This is a genomic window from Methylomonas sp. 2F7, assembly GCF_057126975.1.
In genome coordinates this window covers 3,432,364-3,451,239 of the sequence record NZ_CP195203.1, presented here as the reverse complement: position 1 = coordinate 3,451,239, position 18,876 = coordinate 3,432,364, and the positions used below count along the sequence as shown (strand labels likewise).

Sequence of the window (18,876 nt, the reverse complement as noted above, 5' to 3'; positions counted from 1 at the left end):
GTACCTAAGCGGCTTTATGAAGCTTGGCATAATAAAAGCCATCCATTTGCCGGTCGCCAGTGATGATTTGCCGGCCGAGTGGCCGCGCAATGCCCCAGTGCGCGTCGATGCGAATTTCGCTGGCGTTGCTGTGTCGGGCAAGGAATGCGGCGATTTGCGCTTCGTTTTCCTGTTTCAATATCGAGCAGGTGGCGTACAGCAAGATGCCGCCGGGTTTTAGCAATTGCCAGGCATTATCAAGAATCTTGGCTTGCAACGCTTGCAGGGCGGCAATATCGTCGGCGCGGCGCAGTAACTTGATGTCGGGATGGCGGCGGATCACGCCGAAGCCGGAGCAGGGCGCGTCCAGCAGTATCCGGTCGAATTGGCGGTCGCCAGCCCATATCGCTGGCTGGCTGGCGTCGGCGGCTAAGGTCTCGGCGTGTAAATCTAAGCGCTGTAAATTGTCGGTCACTCGTTCCAGGCGGTTTAGATCGACATCGACCGCCAGCAGACCGCCCAAAGCGGGTTGGCGCTCCAGAATCGCCGCCGTCTTGCCGCCCGGTGCGGCGCATAGATCCAGTACCTGCTGGCCGGGTAGGGCATCAAGCAGCTCTGCGGCTAGTTGCGCGGCAGTGTCTTGTACCGATACGCGGCCTTGAGTAAACGCCGGCAATTGCTCGACGGCCAAGGCTTGGTCCAGCCGTATCGCGCTCTCGCAACAATCTACCGGCTGCGCGGCGATGCCTTGCGCGGTGAGTTCGTCCAGATAGGCAGCTCGGCTACCTTGCAGCAGATTGACGCGCAAAGCCATCGGCGGCGCTTGGTCGTTGGCATGCAGGATTTTTTCGTAATGTTCCGGCCAGTCTTGCTTGAGCAAATCCACTATCCAGTTCGGATGGTTGTAGCGGGCCTGACTGTCCCCGGTACAGGCTTGCTGCAAGCTTTCGGCGTCGCGTAAATATTGTCTGAGTATCGCGTTCACCAAGGACTTGGCCCACGGTTTGTGGCTGGTGGCGGCTACCGTTTCCGAGACGGCGGCGTGCGATTTGACCCGCATATATTGCAGTTGATACAGACCAATCAGTAGCAAGGCTTTAATGTCGCTGTCTTTTTGTTTGAGCGGCTTGCTGAGCAGGCGGCCCAGCATAAAATCCAATGCGTAAAAATGACGGATTACCCCGTAGCACAAGGCTTGGACGAAAGCCCGGTCTTTGACATCCTTGATTTTGGGTAGGCCATGCTCCAGGGCGGCGGTCAGCGATTGGCCGTCGTTGAGGACGTGCGCGAGGATCTGTGCCGAGCAGCCGCGCAGATTCATAGGCCTAGGATGACGCGGTCGGCCGGATGGGCATTCATAAAATCTTTGCCGGCGATGCGTTTACCGCCGGGAAGTTGTACTTCCAGTAGGCGCAGTACGCCGTTACCGGTCGCTACGTCCAGCGCGTGTTCTGCGCAACTGACGGTGCCGGGGGCTTGCTCAGCGGTTTTATCGAGCACCTGGCTGCGCCAGACGCGCAACACTTGGCCTTGATAGAGGGTTTGTGCCACCGGCCAGGCGTTCAGGCCACGTACTTGACGATCCAGTTGTACAGCGGAGTTTTGCCAGTCCAAGTTTGATTCCTGTTTTTCCAGTTTGTGGGCGTAAGTGACTAGGGCCTCATCTTGCGGTTCGGCTTGCAGCGACCCATTGGCTATCTGCTCGACCACTTTAACCAGCCCTTCGGCGCCCATGTGCGCCAATTGATCGTGCAGGCTGCTGGAGGTGGCGTCGGCACTGATTGGGCATTCGGCTTTATAAAGCATGTCGCCGGCATCGAGTTTTTTTACTACTTTCATGATGGTGATGCCGGTTTTACTGTCGCCAGCCATGACGGCCCGATGAATCGGCGCCGCGCCGCGCCAACGCGGCAGCAGCGAGCCATGTACATTGATGCAGCCCTGCCTGGGAATGTCTAATACCGCCTTAGGTAGAATCAGGCCGTAAGCCACGACGACCATTAAATCGGCAGTGAGCGACGCTAATTGCGCAATCGATTCGGGGCTTTTGAAGTTTTCCGGCTGATAAACCGGGATATTGGCGGATATGGCCAGTTCCTTGATCGGGCTGGCGGTCAGCTTGCGGCCGCGTCCGGCTGGCCTGTCGGGCTGAGTATAAACCGCACAGACTTGATGCCGCGAATCCAGCAGGGCCTGCAAAGTTGGAACCGCAAAATCCGGCGTACCGGCAAACACGATTTTCATGAGATGTCCTGATTAGCCCTGCGACTTGTGAATTTTATCCAGCTTGGCTTTAATGCGGTTGCGTTTGAAGGCCGAGAGGTAATCGACGAATAACTTGCCTTCCAGATGATCCATTTCGTGTTGAATGCACACCGCCAGTAATTCGCTGGCCTCCAATTCAAAACTTTCGCCGTCGCGGTTTAGCGCCTTGACTTTAATATGTTCGGCGCGGCTGACTTTTTCGAAAAAGCCGGGTACCGACAGGCAACCTTCCTCGGATTCTTCAACACCGTCGCGCTCGATGATTTGTGGGTTGATCAGGCAGATCGGTTCGTCTTTGTTCTCGCTGACGTCCATCACTATAACGCGTTTATGCACGTTTACCTGAGTTGCGGCCAAGCCTACTCCCTTGGCGGCATACATGGTCTCGATCATGTTGTCGACCAAGGTCTTGATGCCGTCATCGACTGTGTCCACCTCGGCGGCGACCGTCCGCAGCCGTTTATCGGGAAACTCCAGAATTGTAAGAATACTCACCCATTACTCCACTTGCTAACTGTAATAGTGGGATTTTATCCGAAATTGCCCAGGGTTTGAACGTGAAGACTAAATAGGGCTGGGTTTAGGTTGGATCGGCTCGTGCTGGCATAATGCCCGAATTAATCTAAACTGTGCGGCAAATCGATGGTTGGTTTTTTACGCATTTGTTTCAATTTGGGCTAAGCGGCATGCACCAGATATTGACGCTTGCCGATTTTGCGTTTGGGCGCTTCGTCCGGCGGATTTTGAACGGTTTTATAAGCTCTGGCAGGATAAATTATGTTTTTTCGCGCGATACTGGGAATATTAATACCACTGGTTTTTGCCGCAGTGGCTTGGGCCGATGAGCTGAAAATAAACCCCAATCATCCCGATCAGTACACGGTTGTTAAAGGCGATACCTTGTGGGATATCTCCGGGAAGTTTTTACAGCACCCTTGGGAATGGCCGCAGCTATGGCATAACAATCCGCAAATCAAGGATCCGCATTGGATTTACCCGGGCGACACTTTGTACTTTTCTTATGTAAACGGCGTGCCGCGTTTGAGTTTCTCGCAGGATGGTAACGACGAAAAACTGTTGCCGCGAGTGCGCGAGTCGGAGATTGATCAAGCCATTAGAATGATCCCCAGCGATGCCATCGTGCAATTCTTGAATTCGCCGAAAGTCGTAACAGCGGAAGAGTTGCAGCACGCACCTTATGTCATCGGGTTTGTCGGCGAACATTTGATCGCCGGGGCCGGAGACGGGGTTTACGTCCGGGCCATCGAAAACCCATCGGGCTTGGGGTATACCATTTATCGAGCAGGCAAGGCCTATGTCAGTCCAGTTACCAAGGAAATTTTGGGCTACGAAGCGCAATATATCGCTGATACCACGCTACAGGAACCGGGTGATCCGGCCACCTTGCTGATTAATAAATCCGATATGGAAATTCAACGCGGCGACCGCTTGATGCCTACTTCAGAGGGTGAGTTAGCTTTAAATTATTTTCCAAGGCCGCCTAAACATCAGGTGGTGGGCAGCATCATTCAAGTGAAGGGCGGCGTGTCGCAGATCGGTCAACACGATGTAGTGGTCATTGACAAAGGTACTGCCGACGGTTTGGAGGTGGGGCATACCTTGGATGTGTATCGTAAAGGGCATGTCATCGTGGATAGGTATCAATCTCAGGAAGCGGTGGCGGTGAAAATGCCGGACGAGCTAGCTGGTGTGTTGATGGTGTTTCGGCCGTTCGAACGCGTCAGCTATGCGTTGGTGATGCAGGCCACTGCCGCGATGCATACGTTGGATAGAGTGCAGACGCCCTAATGGGTTATCTGCCATCAGCAGGCTTTAACTCGCTCTGGATTGCCGTTTAAGCTGTTTTGGAATCCGCACTCAATCCGCAAATCAAGTACTGGCTGGCGATGCTGCGTAGTCCCGGCGTCGGCAGTCAGGCCATTCAGCGCTTGCTGGCGCATTTCGAGCCCGAGCAGATATTCTCGGCGTCGCGAGCCACTTTAACTGGCTTGGGTTTCAGCGAGAAATTGATAGACGCTCTGCAAAAACCGGATTGGCAAAAGGTCGAAGACGACATTCGCTGGTTGGAGCAAGCCGGTAATTATGCATTCACCTTGGACGATGCCGACTATCCGGCGCAACTGCGAGAAATCGCCAATCCCCCGCCGATATTATTTGTCAAAGGCAATCCAGCCTTACTGCAAGAGCCGCAATTGGCAATGGTCGGTAGTCGCAATCCGTCGCCGGTTGGTATCAGCACCGCAATTCAATTTGCCGAGGCCCTAGCCGAGGCTGGTTTTACCGTGACCAGTGGTTTGGCATTAGGGATCGACGCAGCTAGCCACCAAGGTGCGTTAAACGTAAACGGGCAGACCATAGCTGTGGCGGGTACCGGGTTGGATCGAGTTTATCCTGCTTGTCATAAACAGCTGGCTACGCAAATTGTCGAACATGGCGCCTTGGTTTCAGAGTTTCCTCCGGGTACCAATGCCAAAGCCAATCACTTTCCCCGGCGAAACCGAATCATTAGTGGTTTGTGCGTCGGCTTGTTGGTGGTGGAGGCGGCCCAGCAAAGTGGGTCGTTGATTACCGCGCGTTTGGCGCTTGAGCAAAATCGGGAAGTTTTTGCGATTCCCGGCTCGATTCATAACCCTTTGGCGCGCGGTTGCAATGCATTAATTCGCCAGGGAGCTAAATTAGTCGAAACCGCACAAGATATTTTTGAGGAATTAGGTCATTATAATCAAAGGTATATGCGCGCTGAGTCGGAATTGCCGCAGACTTCGCTTGACCTGGAGCAGCAAAATCTATTGAAATTGATTCCGTACAGTCCCACAACGGTCGATACTCTGGTGCGAGATAGCGGTTGGTCGGCGGAAGAAGTTTCCTCGACGCTGCTGGTGTTGGAGTTACAAGGCTACATTGCCGCGCTTGCCGGTGGTGGCTACCTCCGAGTCAAATAAAGGTTCTAATGAAAGAAGATATTTTCGATGTGCTCATTTATCTGTTTGAAAATTATCTGGATGGCGACAGCGATAACTATCCGGATACTGCCGTCATTGCCAGCGAGTTGCTGGATGCGGGTTTTCAGCAGCCTGATGTCAATAAGGCGTTCGATTGGCTGGAGTCTTTAGCCGAAATTGAGAGCATCACACCGGCGGTTTCCTCGTCGTTCCGCATTTTTAGCGGTCAGGAAATCTCCGTGTTCGACATGGAGTGCCGGAATTTCTTGATGTATCTTGAGCACAGCGGCATCTTGACGCCGATCAATCGCGAGATCGCGATTGATCGGGCGATGGCCTTGAAAGACGAAAATATTACTCTGGATAAATTGAAATGGATTGTATTGATGGTGTTATTAAGTCAACCCGGCGATAGTGCCGCTTTTTCCAGAATGGAAGACATAGTTTACGATTTGATACCTACTTCTTTACATTGATTTTTCTACGGACAGCATGAGCAAAAGTTTAGTCATTGTAGAGTCACCGGCAAAATGCAAAACCATAGAGAAGTATCTGGGTAAGGATTTCCAGGTACTGGCGTCATACGGTCACGTCCGCGATTTGATTCCCAAAGAGGGCGCAGTCGATCCGGAAAACGGTTTTGCGATGAAATATCAGGTGATTGATCGCAACCAACGCCATCTGCAAGAGATCGGCAAAGCCATCAAAAATGTCGATACGCTGTATCTGGCGACTGACCCTGATAGGGAAGGCGAGGCGATTTCCTGGCATGTGTTCGAGCATCTTAAGGAAAAAAAGCTTCTAAAAAACAAAGAAGTGCTGCGGGTGGTGTTTCATGAGATCACCAAAAAGGCTGTTACTGAGGCTATCGCCCATCCCACCGAGTTATCTAATAATCTGGTCAACGCTCAACAGGCGCGGCGGGCTTTAGACTATTTGGTTGGTTTTAATCTATCGCCGTTGCTATGGAAGAAAATCCGCCGCGGCTTATCCGCTGGTCGCGTGCAAAGCCCTGCGTTGCGGATGATCGTCGAACGTGAGATGGAGATCGAGGCGTTCAAGACCCGCGAATACTGGTCGCATACCGCTGAAGCCAGTGCGCAAGGGCTGCCGTTTAAAGCCAAATTAACGCATTTCAATGGTGAAAAGCTGAATCAGTTCAGTTTTACCGATGAAGTGCAGGCCAATCAAGTCAAACAAAGCTTGCTGGATGCCGCCGACGGTCAGTTGATCGTTGCCAAGCTGGAGAAAAAGCAACGCAGCAAAAATCCGGCGCCGCCGTTCATCACTTCGACTTTACAACAGGAGGCAGCTCGCAAACTGGGTTTTACCACCAAACGGACGATGATGGTGGCGCAACAGTTATACGAAGGCATTGATCTGGGCGGCGAAACCGTTGGTTTGATTTCGTATATGCGTACCGATTCGGTCAATCTGGCTGAAGAAGCGCTGGCCGATATACGGGCCTTGATAGCCGAAAAATATGGTGCGGACGATGTGCCAAAAGAGCCGCGCCGTTTCAAAACCAAATCTAAAAACGCTCAGGAAGCCCACGAAGCGATACGTCCAACGTCCGTACAGCGCTTGCCCGAGCAGGTAAAAAGCCGGCTCAGCGCAGAGCAATTCAAACTCTACGATTTGATCTGGAAGCGTACCGTTGCTTGCCAAATGATCCACGCCACCTTGAATCAAGTAGCGGTCGATCTGAATTGCGGCAGCGATAAAAACGTATTTCGCGCTACAGGTTCCACGGTGACCAATCCGGGCTTCATGAAGGTTTATCTGGAAGGCGTGGACGACAGCAAGGAAGCAGCGGACGATCAAGACAGTCTGTTGCCGCCGATGGAAGAAGGGCGGCCGGTGGTGTTGAATGAGATTGCAGCCACCCAGCATTTTACCGAGCCGCCACCTCGCTACAGCGAGGCGAGTCTGGTCAAAGCCCTGGAAGAGCATGGCATTGGCCGTCCCTCCACCTACGCGACGATTATCTCGACCTTGCAAAACCGCGAATATGTGACCATCGATAACAAGCGGTTTTATCCGACTGATGTCGGGCGTATCGTCAACAAATTCTTAACCGAGCATTTTACCAAATACGTCGATTACAATTTTACCGCCAACCTCGAAGACGAGTTGGATGCGGTGTCGCGCGGAGAGAAGGACTGGATTCCGTTGATGGACGACTTTTGGCGGCCGTTCACGCAGTTGATCAGCGAGAAAGAAGAAAGTGTACAACGCAAGGATGTCACGCAGGAAAGCATAGACGAGCAGTGCCCGGAATGCGGCAGTCCGCTATCGATTCGCCTGGGTCGGAATGGCCGCTTTATCGGCTGTACCAATTATCCGACCTGTTCCTACACTCGAAATTTGGGTGATGACAACGCCGGTGCCGCATCGGCCGAGCCGGAGGTGGTGGAAGGGAGAGTGTGTCCCAAGTGCGAGTCGACGCTGGTTATAAAGACTGGCAAGTATGGAAAATTTGTCGGCTGTAGTGGATATCCGAAATGTAAGCACATCGAACCTTTGGAAAAGCCTTCCGATACCGGGGTTGAATGTCCGCAGTGCAAGAGCGGAGCGATCCTAAAACGCAAGGCGCGTAGTGGGAAAATTTTTTATTCCTGCTCGGAATATCCGAAATGCGATTATGCCTTGTGGGACGCGCCGGTCAAGGAAAGTTGCCCGGACTGCAACTGGCCGATTCTGACCTTAAAAACCACCAAGCGCCGCGGCACCGAAAAAGTCTGTCCGCAGAAAGAGTGCAAATACGCCACGCCTTACGAGGGTGATCCAGATGACGCAAACGGACCGGCTTGAGTCTAGGGAAGTGCCACTGTTTGCCCGACCTGGATTGCGTGTTTCTCGATAAAGCCCGCTGGCAGTTCCAGTATGTATCTGGCCGCTACTCTGGAATCGTAAATCCGGCACGGATCTTTGGGGCAGGGCTGTAACTTTTTTAACAGACCTGCAATCCGGCCGTCTCCGGTTAAAAACACCACATCCAAAGCCAGTAAGGTATTTTTCATCCACACTGCGCGCTGAGTCTGATCTGGATAGACAAAAAGCATGCCCTGGTCTTCGGCAAGTGTCTGGCGAAACATCAGTCCGTGTTCGCGTTCGCTTTCGTTAGCGGCGATGGCCGCGTAGACGATACGTTGTTGAGCTACAAATGTGATTGGGTTGTTGAACTCTGTAAACGCGTCTGCTAAAGCCCCAGCGCTGTTGAGTGCCGCAAGAAAAGCTATGCCGAAAATTGTGCGGGAAAGATAAGAGTGCATACGGAGTGTCAGTAATATAAGGTTGTCTTTGAGAGTGCGGCTGATTATAATGCCGCGTTCAATTATTTAGCGAGCGTGGCGAAATTGGTAGACGCGCTGGATTTAGGTTCCAGTGGTAACCCCGTGGGAGTTCGAGTCTCCCCGCTCGCACCATATCCTGCGTTATTCGTAACGATACGACCTTAAGTTCCCCAGATCTAAACATCGCCGGCCGGTCTCCCAAAATATAAAACCGTATTTTTAATTTTTTGAGGTAATGCAATGCAAGTTTCTGTCGAGAAGACATCAGAGTTAAGCCGAAAAATGACTGTTAGCATTCCTGATGCCGTGGTTCAGGAGAAAATGGAAACTCGCTTTAAAAAACTCGCTCGCGAAGTCAAAGTGGACGGATTCCGTCCGGGTAAAGTGCCGGCGAGCATGGTGAAAAAGCTGTACGCCGATAGAGTTAGAAACGAAGTAACCGGCGACTTGATTCAATCGACTTATTTTGAAGCGCTGCAACAACAGGATTTGAACCCTGCCGGTCATCCGCATATCCAGCCTACCGAGAAAGCCGAGGGTTTTGAATACATCGCCGAGTTTGAAGTCTATCCGGAGATCGTACTGGATAGCGTTAGCGAATTGAAAGTGGACCGTCCTTTTGCAACTGTGGAAGAGGCCGATGTCGATAACATGATCGAAAAACTGCGTCAGCAAAAGAAAACCTGGAACACTGTCGAGCGCGCTTCGCAGGATGCTGATCGGGTTACCATTCATTTCTCCGGCGTGGCCGATGGCGAGAATTTTACCGACGGTAAGGTCGAAAATTACCAGGTGGAAATCGGCGGCAAACAAATGATTCCCGGTTTCGAAGACGAATTGAAAGGCTTGGTCGCCGGTGCGAGCAAAACCTTTTCAGTGACGTTCCCAGAGCAATACAACAGCGAAAAATTAGCCGGTAAAGTTGCCGAATTTGAGATCGAGTTGGTTAAAGTCGAAGAGCCGGTTTTGCCTGTCGTCGATGCGGAATTTATCAAGGCTTATGGTGTTGAAGACGGCGATGCGGCAAGTTTCCGTAGCGATGTTCGGGCTAACATGGAGAGAGAGCTGAACCAAGGCCTGAAAAACAAGTTAAAAAATGCAGTGATGGATGCCTTATACGAAAACATCGTGATAGCGATGCCTAACGCGTTGATCGATCAAGAAATTCAAGCGTTGATGAAACCGTATGCAGAACGCGCGAAAAACATGCGTTTGAAATTGGAAGACCTGAACTTGCCTAGGGATGCATTTGAAGGTCAGGCCAAGCGCCGCGTGGCCTTGGGCTTGATTTTGGGTGAAATCATTCAAAAGAATGACATCAAGGTCGATGCCGATAAGGTTCGTGCGGTAATTGATGACATGGCGAAGAGTTATGAGCGCCCCGAAGACGTTGTGAACTGGTATTATGCCGACAAGGCTAGGCTGAATGATGTGCAGCAGATGGTTTTAGAAGATCAAGCTGTTGCATGGATTGTCAGTCAGGCTAAAATCACCGACGTAACAGTTGGTTTTGATGATGTCATGGAAAAACAGTAACGAATGAGGGCTAAACGTGTTTAACCAAAATGTGATGAGCGAAATGATGGCGCCGCAAGCGGCGGGCGGTCTAGTGCCTATAGTGGTTGAACAAACAGCCCGTGGGGAAAGATCGTTCGATATTTATTCCCGTTTGCTGAAAGAGCGGGTAATTTTTCTAGTTGGCCAAGTGGAAGATTACTCGGCGAATCTGGTGGTAGCGCAATTGCTATTCTTGGAATCTGAAAATCCGGATAAAGATATACATTTGTATATCAACTCTCCCGGCGGCTCGGTGACAGCAGGTATGTCGATTTATGACACCATGCAATTTATCAAACCGGATGTCAGCACCATGTGCATCGGTCAGGCTGCCAGTATGGGGGCTCTATTATTGGCGGGCGGTGCCCAGGGCAAGCGCTATTGTTTGCCTCATTCCAGGGTGATGATTCATCAACCTTTGGGTGGTTTTCAAGGCCAAGCTTCGGATTTTGATATTCACGCTCGGGAGATTTTGGCTATTCGTGATCGATTGAATAAAATCCTGGCTCATCATACCGGGCAACCGTTGGAAAAAATTCAGCAAGATACGGATCGAGATAACTTTCTGAGTTCTCAGCAAGCGGTTGATTACGGTTTGATCGACAAAGTATTGACTAGTCGTATTGCGTGATAAGTGTCGCGTCGCTTCGTCAAGAGTGCGACGTGATTTGAATGTTGGTTTTTGATATATTTCATCGCCATGACGAGGCAATGTATCACGGTGGAGTCTGTCTATGAGTAGAGACAAGAAAGGTAAAGACGATGAAAAGCTTCTTTACTGTTCTTTTTGCGGTAAAAGTCAAAATGAAGTCAGGAAACTGATTGCAGGTCCATCCGTTTATGTTTGCGACGAATGTGTGGAATTGTGCAACGACATTATCAGAGATGAGTTGCTGGAAGATGAAATGTCCGTGGCCGGCGGTGCGCTGCCTAAGCCGAAGGAAATCAAGCAAGAGTTGGATGGTTATGTCATCGGTCAGGAAAATGCCAAAAAAATTCTGGCCGTCGCTGTTTACAATCATTACAAGCGCTTGCGCAGCAACAGCAAAAAGAACGAAGTCGAGTTGGCGAAAAGCAATATCTTGCTGATCGGGCCTACCGGTTCCGGTAAAACCTTGTTAGCGGAAACATTGGCTAGATTGCTGGATGTGCCTTTCACCATAGCAGACGCCACCACACTGACCGAGGCCGGTTATGTCGGTGAAGATGTTGAAAACATCATTTTGAAGATTCTGCAAAAATGTGATTACGATGTGGAAAAGGCGGAGACCGGGATCGTTTATATCGACGAAATCGATAAAATCTCCCGCAAATCCGATAATCCGTCCATCACTCGCGATGTGTCTGGAGAAGGCGTGCAACAGGCCTTGTTGAAGCTTATCGAAGGGACTGTTGCTTCTGTCCCGCCGCAAGGCGGTCGTAAGCATCCCCAGCAGGATTTTTTGCAGGTTAATACTGCGAATATCTTGTTTATCGTCGGTGGGGCCTTTGCTGGTTTGGATAAGGTCATTAAACATCGCACCGAGAAGGGCGGCATCGGTTTTTCCGCGGAAGTTAAAACCAAGGACGATAAACGCAATGTAGGCGAGATCTTTGCCGATGTGCGTTCCGAGGATTTGATTAAATACGGATTGATTCCGGAGTTTGTCGGTCGTCTGCCGGTTATCGCCACGCTGGACGAGTTGGATGAAGCGGCGTTGATTCAAATTTTGACACAGCCTAAAAATGCTTTGATCAAGCAGTACAAGCATTTGTTTGAAATGGAAGGCGCAGAGTTGGAGTTCAGGGACGACTCGCTGGCTGCTATTGCCCGCAAATCGATGGAACGAAAAACCGGTGCTAGAGGCTTACGCACGATAGTCGAGAACGTGTTGTTGGATACCATGTACGAATTGCCGTCCAACGATAAAATATCGAAAGTCGTGATTGATGAGAACGTCATTTTAGGTAATTCGGAGCCCATTTTGGTTTACGAAGCTGAGCAAAAGCTGGTGGCTTCAGACGCTTCTTAAGTATGGGACTTTGAGCTGTCCTCGCGGTTTCGCAGAGAAATAATCAAATTGAAGGGGGCTTTTTCAATAAAGCCCCCTTTTTTTTGCCTGAAATTAAAGATACTTGTTTTCTGGGAGTTCATCCTCATATAGGATGACATCCAATGTTTTGAGCTGCTCAAGGGAGCAAATGAAATGACCGAGTTAAAAACCAAAGATGAATTAATTCCTGTCTTGCCGTTACGGGACGTGGTGGTCTATCCGCATATGGTGATTCCATTGTTTGTCGGTAGAGGCATGTCGATCGATGCCCTTGATGCCGCCATAAAACAAGACAAACAAGTGTTGTTGATTGCCCAGAAGCAGGCCGATGTCGATGAGCCGGGTTTTGATGACTTATACAGGGTCGGGACCTTGGCCAACATCCTGCAATTATTGAAACTGCCGGACGGTACTGTGAAAGTGTTGGTTGAAGGCAGTCAGCGTTGCTCCGTAACAAAATACCAAGAAGTTGATAATTATTGCGCGGCCAGCGTGGTCGAGTTGAGCGACGAATTAAATATCTCCGAACAGGAAGCGGAAGTTTTGCAGCGAACCGCGATTAACTCGTTCGATCAGTATGTAAAATTGAATAATAAAATTCCGCCTGAAGTATTGAACTCCCTGGCGGGCATTGATGATCCAAGTCGCTTAGCCGACACCATGGCCGCACATATGGCCCTGAAGGTTGAAGAAAAACAGCTGATGCTGGAAATGGTCGATGTCGCCAAGCGCCTGGAAAACTTGATGACGTTGATGGAAGGCGAAGTCGATATTCTGGAGATGGAAAAGAAAATTCGCGGCCGCGTTAAAAAGCAGATGGAAAAAAATCAGCGCGAATACTATTTGAATGAGCAAATGAAGGCTATTCAAAAAGAGCTGGGCGAGATGGACGAAGCCAGCAACGAGATTGAAGAACTGGAGCGAAAAATTGCCGCTGCCGGTATGTCCTCCGAAGCCAAAACCAAAGCTACGGCCGAGCTGAATAAGTTGAAAATGATGTCACCGATGTCGGCGGAAGCGACAGTGGTGCGCAATTACATCGATTGGATGGTCAACGTACCTTGGAAAAAGAAAACCAAGGTTAGGCACGATTTAAAAGTTGCCGAAGAGGTGTTGGAAGCCGAACATTACGGCCTGGATAAAGTAAAAGAGCGGATACTCGAGTATCTCGCGGTGCAACAACGCGTTAAAGCGTTGAAAGGGCCTATTCTGTGTTTGGTCGGTCCTCCGGGGGTTGGTAAAACCTCTCTTGGCCAGTCGATTGCACGGGCTACCAACCGCAAGTACGTACGGATGGCTTTAGGCGGGGTTAGAGATGAAGCGGAAATTCGCGGGCATAGGCGTACCTATATCGGCTCTATGCCCGGCAAAATCCTGCAAAATCTGTCGAAAATCAAAACCCGTAACCCCATGTTCTTGCTGGACGAGATCGACAAAATGGCTGCGGATTTTCGCGGCGATCCCGCTTCCGCGCTTTTGGAAGTGCTTGATCCCGAGCAAAACCATACCTTCTCCGATCATTATTTGGAAGTCGATTTCGATTTGTCCGATGTAATGTTCGTAGCGACAGCGAATACGATGAATATCCCGCCTGCCTTGATGGACAGAATGGAAATTATCCGGTTGGCCGGTTATACGGAAGATGAAAAAATCAATATAGCCATGCGCTTTTTGATTCCGAAGCAGATCAAAAACAATGGTCTGGCAGAAACGGAAATTTCTATCTCCGAAGCGGCGGTTAAGGACATTGTCAGGTACTACACGCGGGAAGCGGGGGTGCGGGGACTGGAGCGGGAAATTTCGAAAATTTGCCGGAAAGTCGTGAAAGATCTGTTGTTGAAATCCCGGAAAAGCCGCATCGCTGTTACGGAAAAAACGCTGGATAAATATCTGGGTGTCAGGCGGTTCAGTTATGGTATCGCCGAGGACAATGATCAAATTGGTCAAGTGACAGGTTTGGCATGGACTGAGGTCGGTGGTGAGTTGCTGACGATAGAAACCGCGGTAATGCCGGGTAAGGGCAAGCAGCTAGCGACAGGTAAGCTGGGTGACGTGATGAAAGAGTCTATCGAGGCTGCCGTTACGGTAGTCAGGAGTCGTGCCAATATCTTGGGTATCGACAGCGATGTGTTTCAGAAAAATGACATTCACATTCATGTACCGGAAGGCGCGACACCAAAAGATGGGCCTAGCGCCGGTATTGGCATGTGTACCGCCATTATTTCCGCGTTGACCAAAATTCCAGTGCGTGCTGATGTGGCGATGACCGGTGAGATCACCCTGCGCGGTGAAGTGTTGCCGATTGGCGGACTGAAAGAAAAGCTGCTGGCGGCGCATCGCGGAGGTATTGCGACTGTGGTGATTCCGGCGGAAAACGAAAAGGACCTCGCCGAGATCCCCGAAAATATCAAACGTAATTTGGCGATTAAGTGCGTCCGTTGGATAGATGAAGTGTTGGAGTTAGCTCTACAGCATATGCCCACCCCAATTGCAGCGATTCCAGTGGCTGAAATAACTGAAACTGCCGCCAGTAAGGCAGAGGTAAAAAAGCCGGGTGTTGTTGCCCATTAAAAGTCGAGTCGGGTCGGCGGAAACCATCAGTTTCGTGGCTTCCGCGGACTTCAGTGCTTGACATCGCTTGCAGGCGATTGATATAAATGTCGGCCTCTCGCACCAGGAGAGGCTGTAAATCGGGTTGGTGGAAAACCGGTTAGCGGGCAAATTCAAACATTTGTTTGCTGAGCATAATTAATACAACGACATCCTAAGGGGAAATAAATGAATAAATCGGAACTTATCGATGCAATCGCCAGTGCGTCCCAGTTAACTAAAGCTGATGCAGGTCGTGCTTTAGATGGTTTTATCAAAGCAGTAGAAGATGCTTTAAAACAAGGCGATTCCGTTGCCTTGGTTGGCTTCGGCACATTCGATGTTAAAGAAAGAGCAGAGCGTAAAGGCCGCAATCCGCAAACCGGTGAAGAGATTACTATTAAAGCCGCGAAAATTCCTTCATTTAAAGCTGGCAAATCTTTAAAAGATGCTGTAAACTAGCCGCTCTTTAGTCGGGTGCTTAGCTCAGCTGGGAGAGCATCGCCCTTACAAGGCGAGGGTCGGGGGTTCGAACCCCTCAGCACCCACCAGACTTTGGAGCGGTAGTTCAGTTGGTTAGAATACCGGCCTGTCACGCCGGGGGTCGCGGGTTCGAGCCCCGTCCGCTCCGCCAAAACAGAAACCTCGGGCCGTATGGTCCGAGGTTTTTTTTTGCCTGTTAATTTTATGGCCTGAAGCATTCGGGTTTAATACTGTTTAAGGACAGCGTTTATGCTTTTAGAGATTAGAGAAAAGGTGCATGGTCTGTTTGCATCGATCATATTGATTTTGATTTGTGTGCTTTTCGGATTGTGGGGCATCCAAAACTATCTTGGCGGCGGTAAAGAAGCGCCAGTGGTGTCTGTCGGAGATAAGGAGTTTTTTCAGCGCGATGTCAGTCAGGCCTATCAGCAATACGCTCAAAATCTGGCAGGGATGAAGTTCGACGAAGAGACGATAAAAAAACAGGCTTTGCAAAAGCTGGTTCGCGACGAGGTGTTGTTGCAATACGTTCAGGATCAAAACCTGTTGGTTAGCGATGAGACGGCAAGAGATTTCATTCAAACCCTGGAGTATTTCCAAAAAGACGGTAAATTCGATAAGACTCAATACCAAACCATGCTCGGTTCACAGGGTATGTCTTCCGCCGAGTTCGTCAATCGCATCAAAAAAGCCTTGGTTATGGAGCAGTTTCAACGCGCCGTGGTGGATAGCAGCTTCGTGACGCCGGCGGAAATCAATAACTTCTTTAAAATCCAGAACCAAACCCGCGATGTCGAATATGTGACCGTACCTTTAACCCCGGTCAGTCAACAGCCTGGCGAGGAAGAAATTACCGCTTATTACCAGCAGCATCAGGATGCTTATCAGACTCCCGAGCAGGTGGCTATCGAATACGTGGAATTATCGTTGGATAAACTGGCCGCGGAGATTAAACCTAGCGAAGAGCAGTTAAAAGCTTATTACGAAGAACAAAAAGTCCAATTCACCACGAAAGAGCGTAGAAAAATCAGCCATATTCTGTTCGCGTTCAGCAAGGATAAAACTGCTGATGAGCTTGCTTTACAAAAAGCCCTGAAGGCAAAACAAGATCTGAAAAGCAAGGATTTTGCCACCCTGGCCGCTGAAGTGTCCGACGATAAACTAACCGCGAAAAATGGCGGCGACCTAGGTTTATTCAATGTCGGCGTGATGGAGAAAGCTTTTGAAGATGCTGCGAGCAGTTTAAAACTAGGCGAAGTATCCGAGCCCGTTAAATCGGCTTTTGGTTATCATTTGATTAAAGTCACCGAATTGATACCCGGCGACGTAAAGCCTTACGAAGCGGTAAAAGCGGAAGTCAGCAAGGCTTATCAAAAAGCGCAGGCCGAAGCCAAATTTAACACCTTGGCCGAGAAAGTTGCCGAAGTTAGTTACGAAAATCCTGATAGTTTGGCGGCGGTTGCGCAATTGTTGGGTGGTGCGACCAGCAAGACCGAAGCCTTCACTCGCGCGGCGGGTGAAGGTATCGCTACCGACGAGAAAGTTCGGGCGGCTGCGTTTTCCGAAGATGTGTTAAAAGGCAGCAACAGCGAACCGCTGGAAATTGGCGGTGACAAAGTCGTGGTGTTGCGCATGTTATCGCATCAACCTGCCGCCAGCAGGGAACTCAAGGATGTTAAAGCGCAGGTCATTGCTGCGATTCAGCAAGATAGAGCAAAACAACAGGCCATCGCCACTGCCGATAAAATTAAGCAGGAATTGGCTGGCGGTAAAACGCTTGTGCAAATTGCCGAAGCGCTGCATTTGCAAACCAAAAAAATCAATGGCTTGACGCGTACTGCTAGTGATTTGCCGGCGGCCGTCACGCAGGAGATTTTTAGAACTGCCAAACCTAAGGCAGGTCAGCCTAGCGTTGCCGTAATCGATGAAGCTAAGGGCGGTAAATTGGTGGTTAGCGTCAACAGCGTTAACGAAGGCGTAATGTCGGACAGCGACAAGAGCAAACAAGCCTTGATTGCCAAAAACATCTCTACGGCCTTCGGTAAGGCGCAGATGGAAGCGGTATTGAATGCGTTGCAGACTAAAGCCGAGATCGTTATCAATACGCAAAAACAGTAAACCGTATAGCGGGCCTGCAAAAAGGGAGCTTCAAGCTCCCTTTTTTTTGCTTGTTTAAGAGGTTAGGTGCTTGCTGCAGTTGATTTCACTGCTGATTTTAGGTCGAGACCTTGAAAGTCCCGCTATTTCCGTTGCCCTTTGCGGCTATAGCTAGCAACACCCAACCCGGATTGGCTTTTAGGCTGACGTTTATTAACATAGCCGGCAGAAAGCCGAATACGGTGGTTTTTCGATCCAGAACGTATCGATATTATTTTCCTGTTCGGTCAACTCATGGGATAAACTTTAAAACCTATAACTAAAAAAGCTTGCTGAAGCAGCTCCCGTCTTAATTTTTATTAGCTCGATGTAAGGAACAACATGATTATCAAACCTCGCGTACGCGGATTTATGTGCGTCACCACCCACCCGGTCGGCTGCGAAGCCAATGTCAAACAGCAAATCGACTACGTCAAAAGTTTCGGCGCTATTCCCAACGGTCCCAAAAATGTGCTTATTCTGGGCGCATCCACCGGTTACGGCCTGGCCTCGCGTATTGTCTCGGCGTTTGGTTCAGGCGCGAAAACCCTGGGCGTGTTTTTTGAGCGCGAAGGTACTGCCGATAAACCTGGCACCCCCGGTTGGTACAACTCAGCAGCGTTTCATAAATTTGCCGAAGCAGAAGGCCTGTATGCCAAAAGTATCAACGGCGACGCCTTTTCCGACGAGATCAAACAGAAAACCATAGCCGCCATCAAACAAGATTTGGGCAAAGTCGATCTGGTGATTTACAGCTTGGCTGCGCCGCGCCGGACTAATCCTAAAACCGGTATCACCCACAACTCCACGCTAAAGCCAATCGGCAAGGATTTGGTACAAAACGGTATCGATACCGATAAAGAAGTCATCAAATCCTTCACCTTGCCAGCTGCTACCCAAGAAGAAATCGATAACACCGTCGCGGTGATGGGCGGTGAAGACTGGCAAATGTGGATCGATGCCTTGGCGGACGCCGGCGTCTTGGCGGAAGGTGCTAAAACCACCGCATATACCTATCTGGGCGAAAAAATTACTTGGGATATTTATTGGGACGGCACCATCGGCGCAGCCAAAAAAGATTTGGACAAACGTGTCATCGATATCCGCAGCAAATTAGCTACTTTGGGTGGCGACGCTAGGGTGTCGGTACTAAAAGCCGTGGTTACCCAAGCCAGTGCGGCGATTCCGGTCATGCCCTTATATCTGGCCTTGCTATTCAAAACCATGAAGGCAGAGGGAACCCACGAAGGTTGTATTGAACAGGTCAACGGCTTGTTCCGCGACAGTCTTTACGGTGCCCATCCCAGCTTGGACGATACCGGTCGCCTACGCGCCGATTTGAAAGAATTGCAGCCGCAAGTGCAAGACAAAGTCAACGCTTTGTGGGAACAAATCAACAATGACAATATCAACGAATTGAGCGATTTTGCCGGTTACAAACACGAGTTCCTGAAGTTGTTCGGTTTCGAGGTAGACGGCGTCGATTACGACGCCGACGTCAATCCCGAGGCACCTATCGCCAATTTGCTATAAAGTTGTATCCCGGTGGCTAGTGCGGCAGCGAGTCACCGGGTT

The 18,876-nt window shown here is 50.2% G+C and carries 15 protein-coding genes and 3 tRNA genes; 14 read left to right on the top strand and 4 right to left on the bottom strand.

Annotated elements, in window-relative coordinates:
* Window positions 1-4: 4 nt before the first annotated feature.
* From rsmB to def, 3 genes are read right to left on the bottom strand one after another with little or no spacing between them, the layout of a single operon-like run.
* Entirely contained in the window at window positions 5-1,300 is a 1,296-nt protein-coding gene (rsmB, locus tag ACR64Q_RS15455) for a 16S rRNA (cytosine(967)-C(5))-methyltransferase RsmB (RefSeq protein WP_313732384.1), read from the bottom strand.
* Complete coding sequence (gene fmt / locus ACR64Q_RS15450) at window positions 1,297-2,223, bottom strand: methionyl-tRNA formyltransferase (protein WP_313732383.1); 927 nt, start codon at window positions 2,221-2,223, stop codon at window positions 1,297-1,299. The genes rsmB and fmt overlap by 4 nt, the downstream gene beginning before the upstream one ends.
* A 12-nt stretch (window positions 2,224-2,235) precedes the next feature.
* On the bottom strand, window positions 2,236-2,739 hold the full coding sequence (def, locus tag ACR64Q_RS15445; protein WP_020482935.1) for a peptide deformylase: 504 nt from the start codon (window positions 2,737-2,739) through the stop codon (window positions 2,236-2,238).
* A gap of 282 nt (window positions 2,740-3,021) precedes the next feature.
* Here def and ACR64Q_RS15440 point away from each other — a divergent pair, with 282 nt between their 5' ends.
* From ACR64Q_RS15440 to topA, 4 genes are read left to right on the top strand one after another with little or no spacing between them, the layout of a single operon-like run.
* Window positions 3,022-4,053: a LysM peptidoglycan-binding domain-containing protein gene (locus ACR64Q_RS15440; protein ID WP_313732382.1), complete on the top strand. Its 1,032-nt coding sequence runs from the start codon at window positions 3,022-3,024 to the stop codon at window positions 4,051-4,053.
* Window positions 4,054-4,109: 56 nt separating this feature from the next.
* The gene (gene dprA, locus ACR64Q_RS15435; RefSeq protein ID WP_313732381.1) at window positions 4,110-5,207 is read left to right on the top strand and encodes a DNA-processing protein DprA; all 1,098 of its coding nucleotides are present in this window, start codon (window positions 4,110-4,112) and stop codon (window positions 5,205-5,207) included.
* 8 nt (window positions 5,208-5,215) lie between these two features.
* Window positions 5,216-5,683: a Smg family protein gene (locus ACR64Q_RS15430; RefSeq protein WP_020482932.1), complete on the top strand. Its 468-nt coding sequence runs from the start codon at window positions 5,216-5,218 to the stop codon at window positions 5,681-5,683.
* Window positions 5,684-5,699: 16 nt separating this feature from the next.
* Window positions 5,700-8,021 (top strand): type I DNA topoisomerase, encoded by a 2,322-nt coding sequence (gene topA, locus ACR64Q_RS15425; protein ID WP_313732380.1) that lies wholly within the window; start codon window positions 5,700-5,702, stop codon window positions 8,019-8,021.
* Window positions 8,022-8,023: 2 nt separating this feature from the next.
* On the opposite strand, the gene ACR64Q_RS15420 is transcribed toward topA, so the two are convergent.
* Window positions 8,024-8,482 carry a DUF192 domain-containing protein gene (locus tag ACR64Q_RS15420; protein WP_313732379.1) on the bottom strand — a complete coding sequence of 153 codons (459 nt, stop codon included), beginning with the start codon at window positions 8,480-8,482 and terminating at the stop codon, window positions 8,024-8,026.
* A 69-nt stretch (window positions 8,483-8,551) separates the two neighbouring features.
* On the opposite strand from ACR64Q_RS15420, the gene ACR64Q_RS15415 reads away from it, so the two are divergent.
* The 10 genes from ACR64Q_RS15415 to fabV all read left to right on the top strand — a co-directional run bounded on the left by ACR64Q_RS15415 (window position 8,552) and on the right by fabV (window position 18,834).
* Window positions 8,552-8,635, top strand: a tRNA-Leu gene (locus tag ACR64Q_RS15415).
* 108 nt (window positions 8,636-8,743) lie between these two features.
* Window positions 8,744-10,039: a trigger factor gene (gene tig / locus ACR64Q_RS15410; protein ID WP_026146941.1), complete on the top strand. Its 1,296-nt coding sequence runs from the start codon at window positions 8,744-8,746 to the stop codon at window positions 10,037-10,039.
* Window positions 10,040-10,085: 46 nt separating this feature from the next.
* The gene (gene clpP, locus ACR64Q_RS15405; RefSeq protein ID WP_197027017.1) at window positions 10,086-10,691 is read left to right on the top strand and encodes an ATP-dependent Clp endopeptidase proteolytic subunit ClpP; all 606 of its coding nucleotides are present in this window, start codon (window positions 10,086-10,088) and stop codon (window positions 10,689-10,691) included.
* Between the two features lie 103 nt (window positions 10,692-10,794).
* Window positions 10,795-12,072, top strand: coding sequence for an ATP-dependent Clp protease ATP-binding subunit ClpX (gene clpX / locus ACR64Q_RS15400; RefSeq protein ID WP_020482927.1), 1,278 nt, complete (start codon window positions 10,795-10,797; stop codon window positions 12,070-12,072).
* 174 nt (window positions 12,073-12,246) lie between these two features.
* Window positions 12,247-14,664, top strand: coding sequence for an endopeptidase La (gene lon, locus ACR64Q_RS15395; protein WP_313732378.1), 2,418 nt, complete (start codon window positions 12,247-12,249; stop codon window positions 14,662-14,664).
* A gap of 207 nt (window positions 14,665-14,871) precedes the next feature.
* Window positions 14,872-15,144: an HU family DNA-binding protein gene (locus ACR64Q_RS15390; RefSeq protein ID WP_020482925.1), complete on the top strand. Its 273-nt coding sequence runs from the start codon at window positions 14,872-14,874 to the stop codon at window positions 15,142-15,144.
* Window positions 15,145-15,157: 13 nt separating this feature from the next.
* Window positions 15,158-15,233: transfer RNA gene (locus ACR64Q_RS15385), tRNA-Val, on the top strand.
* Between the two features lie 6 nt (window positions 15,234-15,239).
* Window positions 15,240-15,316, top strand: a tRNA-Asp gene (locus tag ACR64Q_RS15380).
* Between the two features lie 98 nt (window positions 15,317-15,414).
* Window positions 15,415-17,283, top strand: a complete 1,869-nt coding sequence (locus ACR64Q_RS15375) for a SurA N-terminal domain-containing protein (protein WP_313732377.1) — start codon at window positions 15,415-15,417, stop codon at window positions 17,281-17,283.
* 360 nt (window positions 17,284-17,643) lie between these two features.
* Complete coding sequence (gene fabV, locus ACR64Q_RS15370; RefSeq protein WP_313732376.1) at window positions 17,644-18,834, top strand: enoyl-ACP reductase FabV; 1,191 nt, start codon at window positions 17,644-17,646, stop codon at window positions 18,832-18,834.
* The last annotated feature ends 42 nt before the right edge of the window (window positions 18,835-18,876 follow it).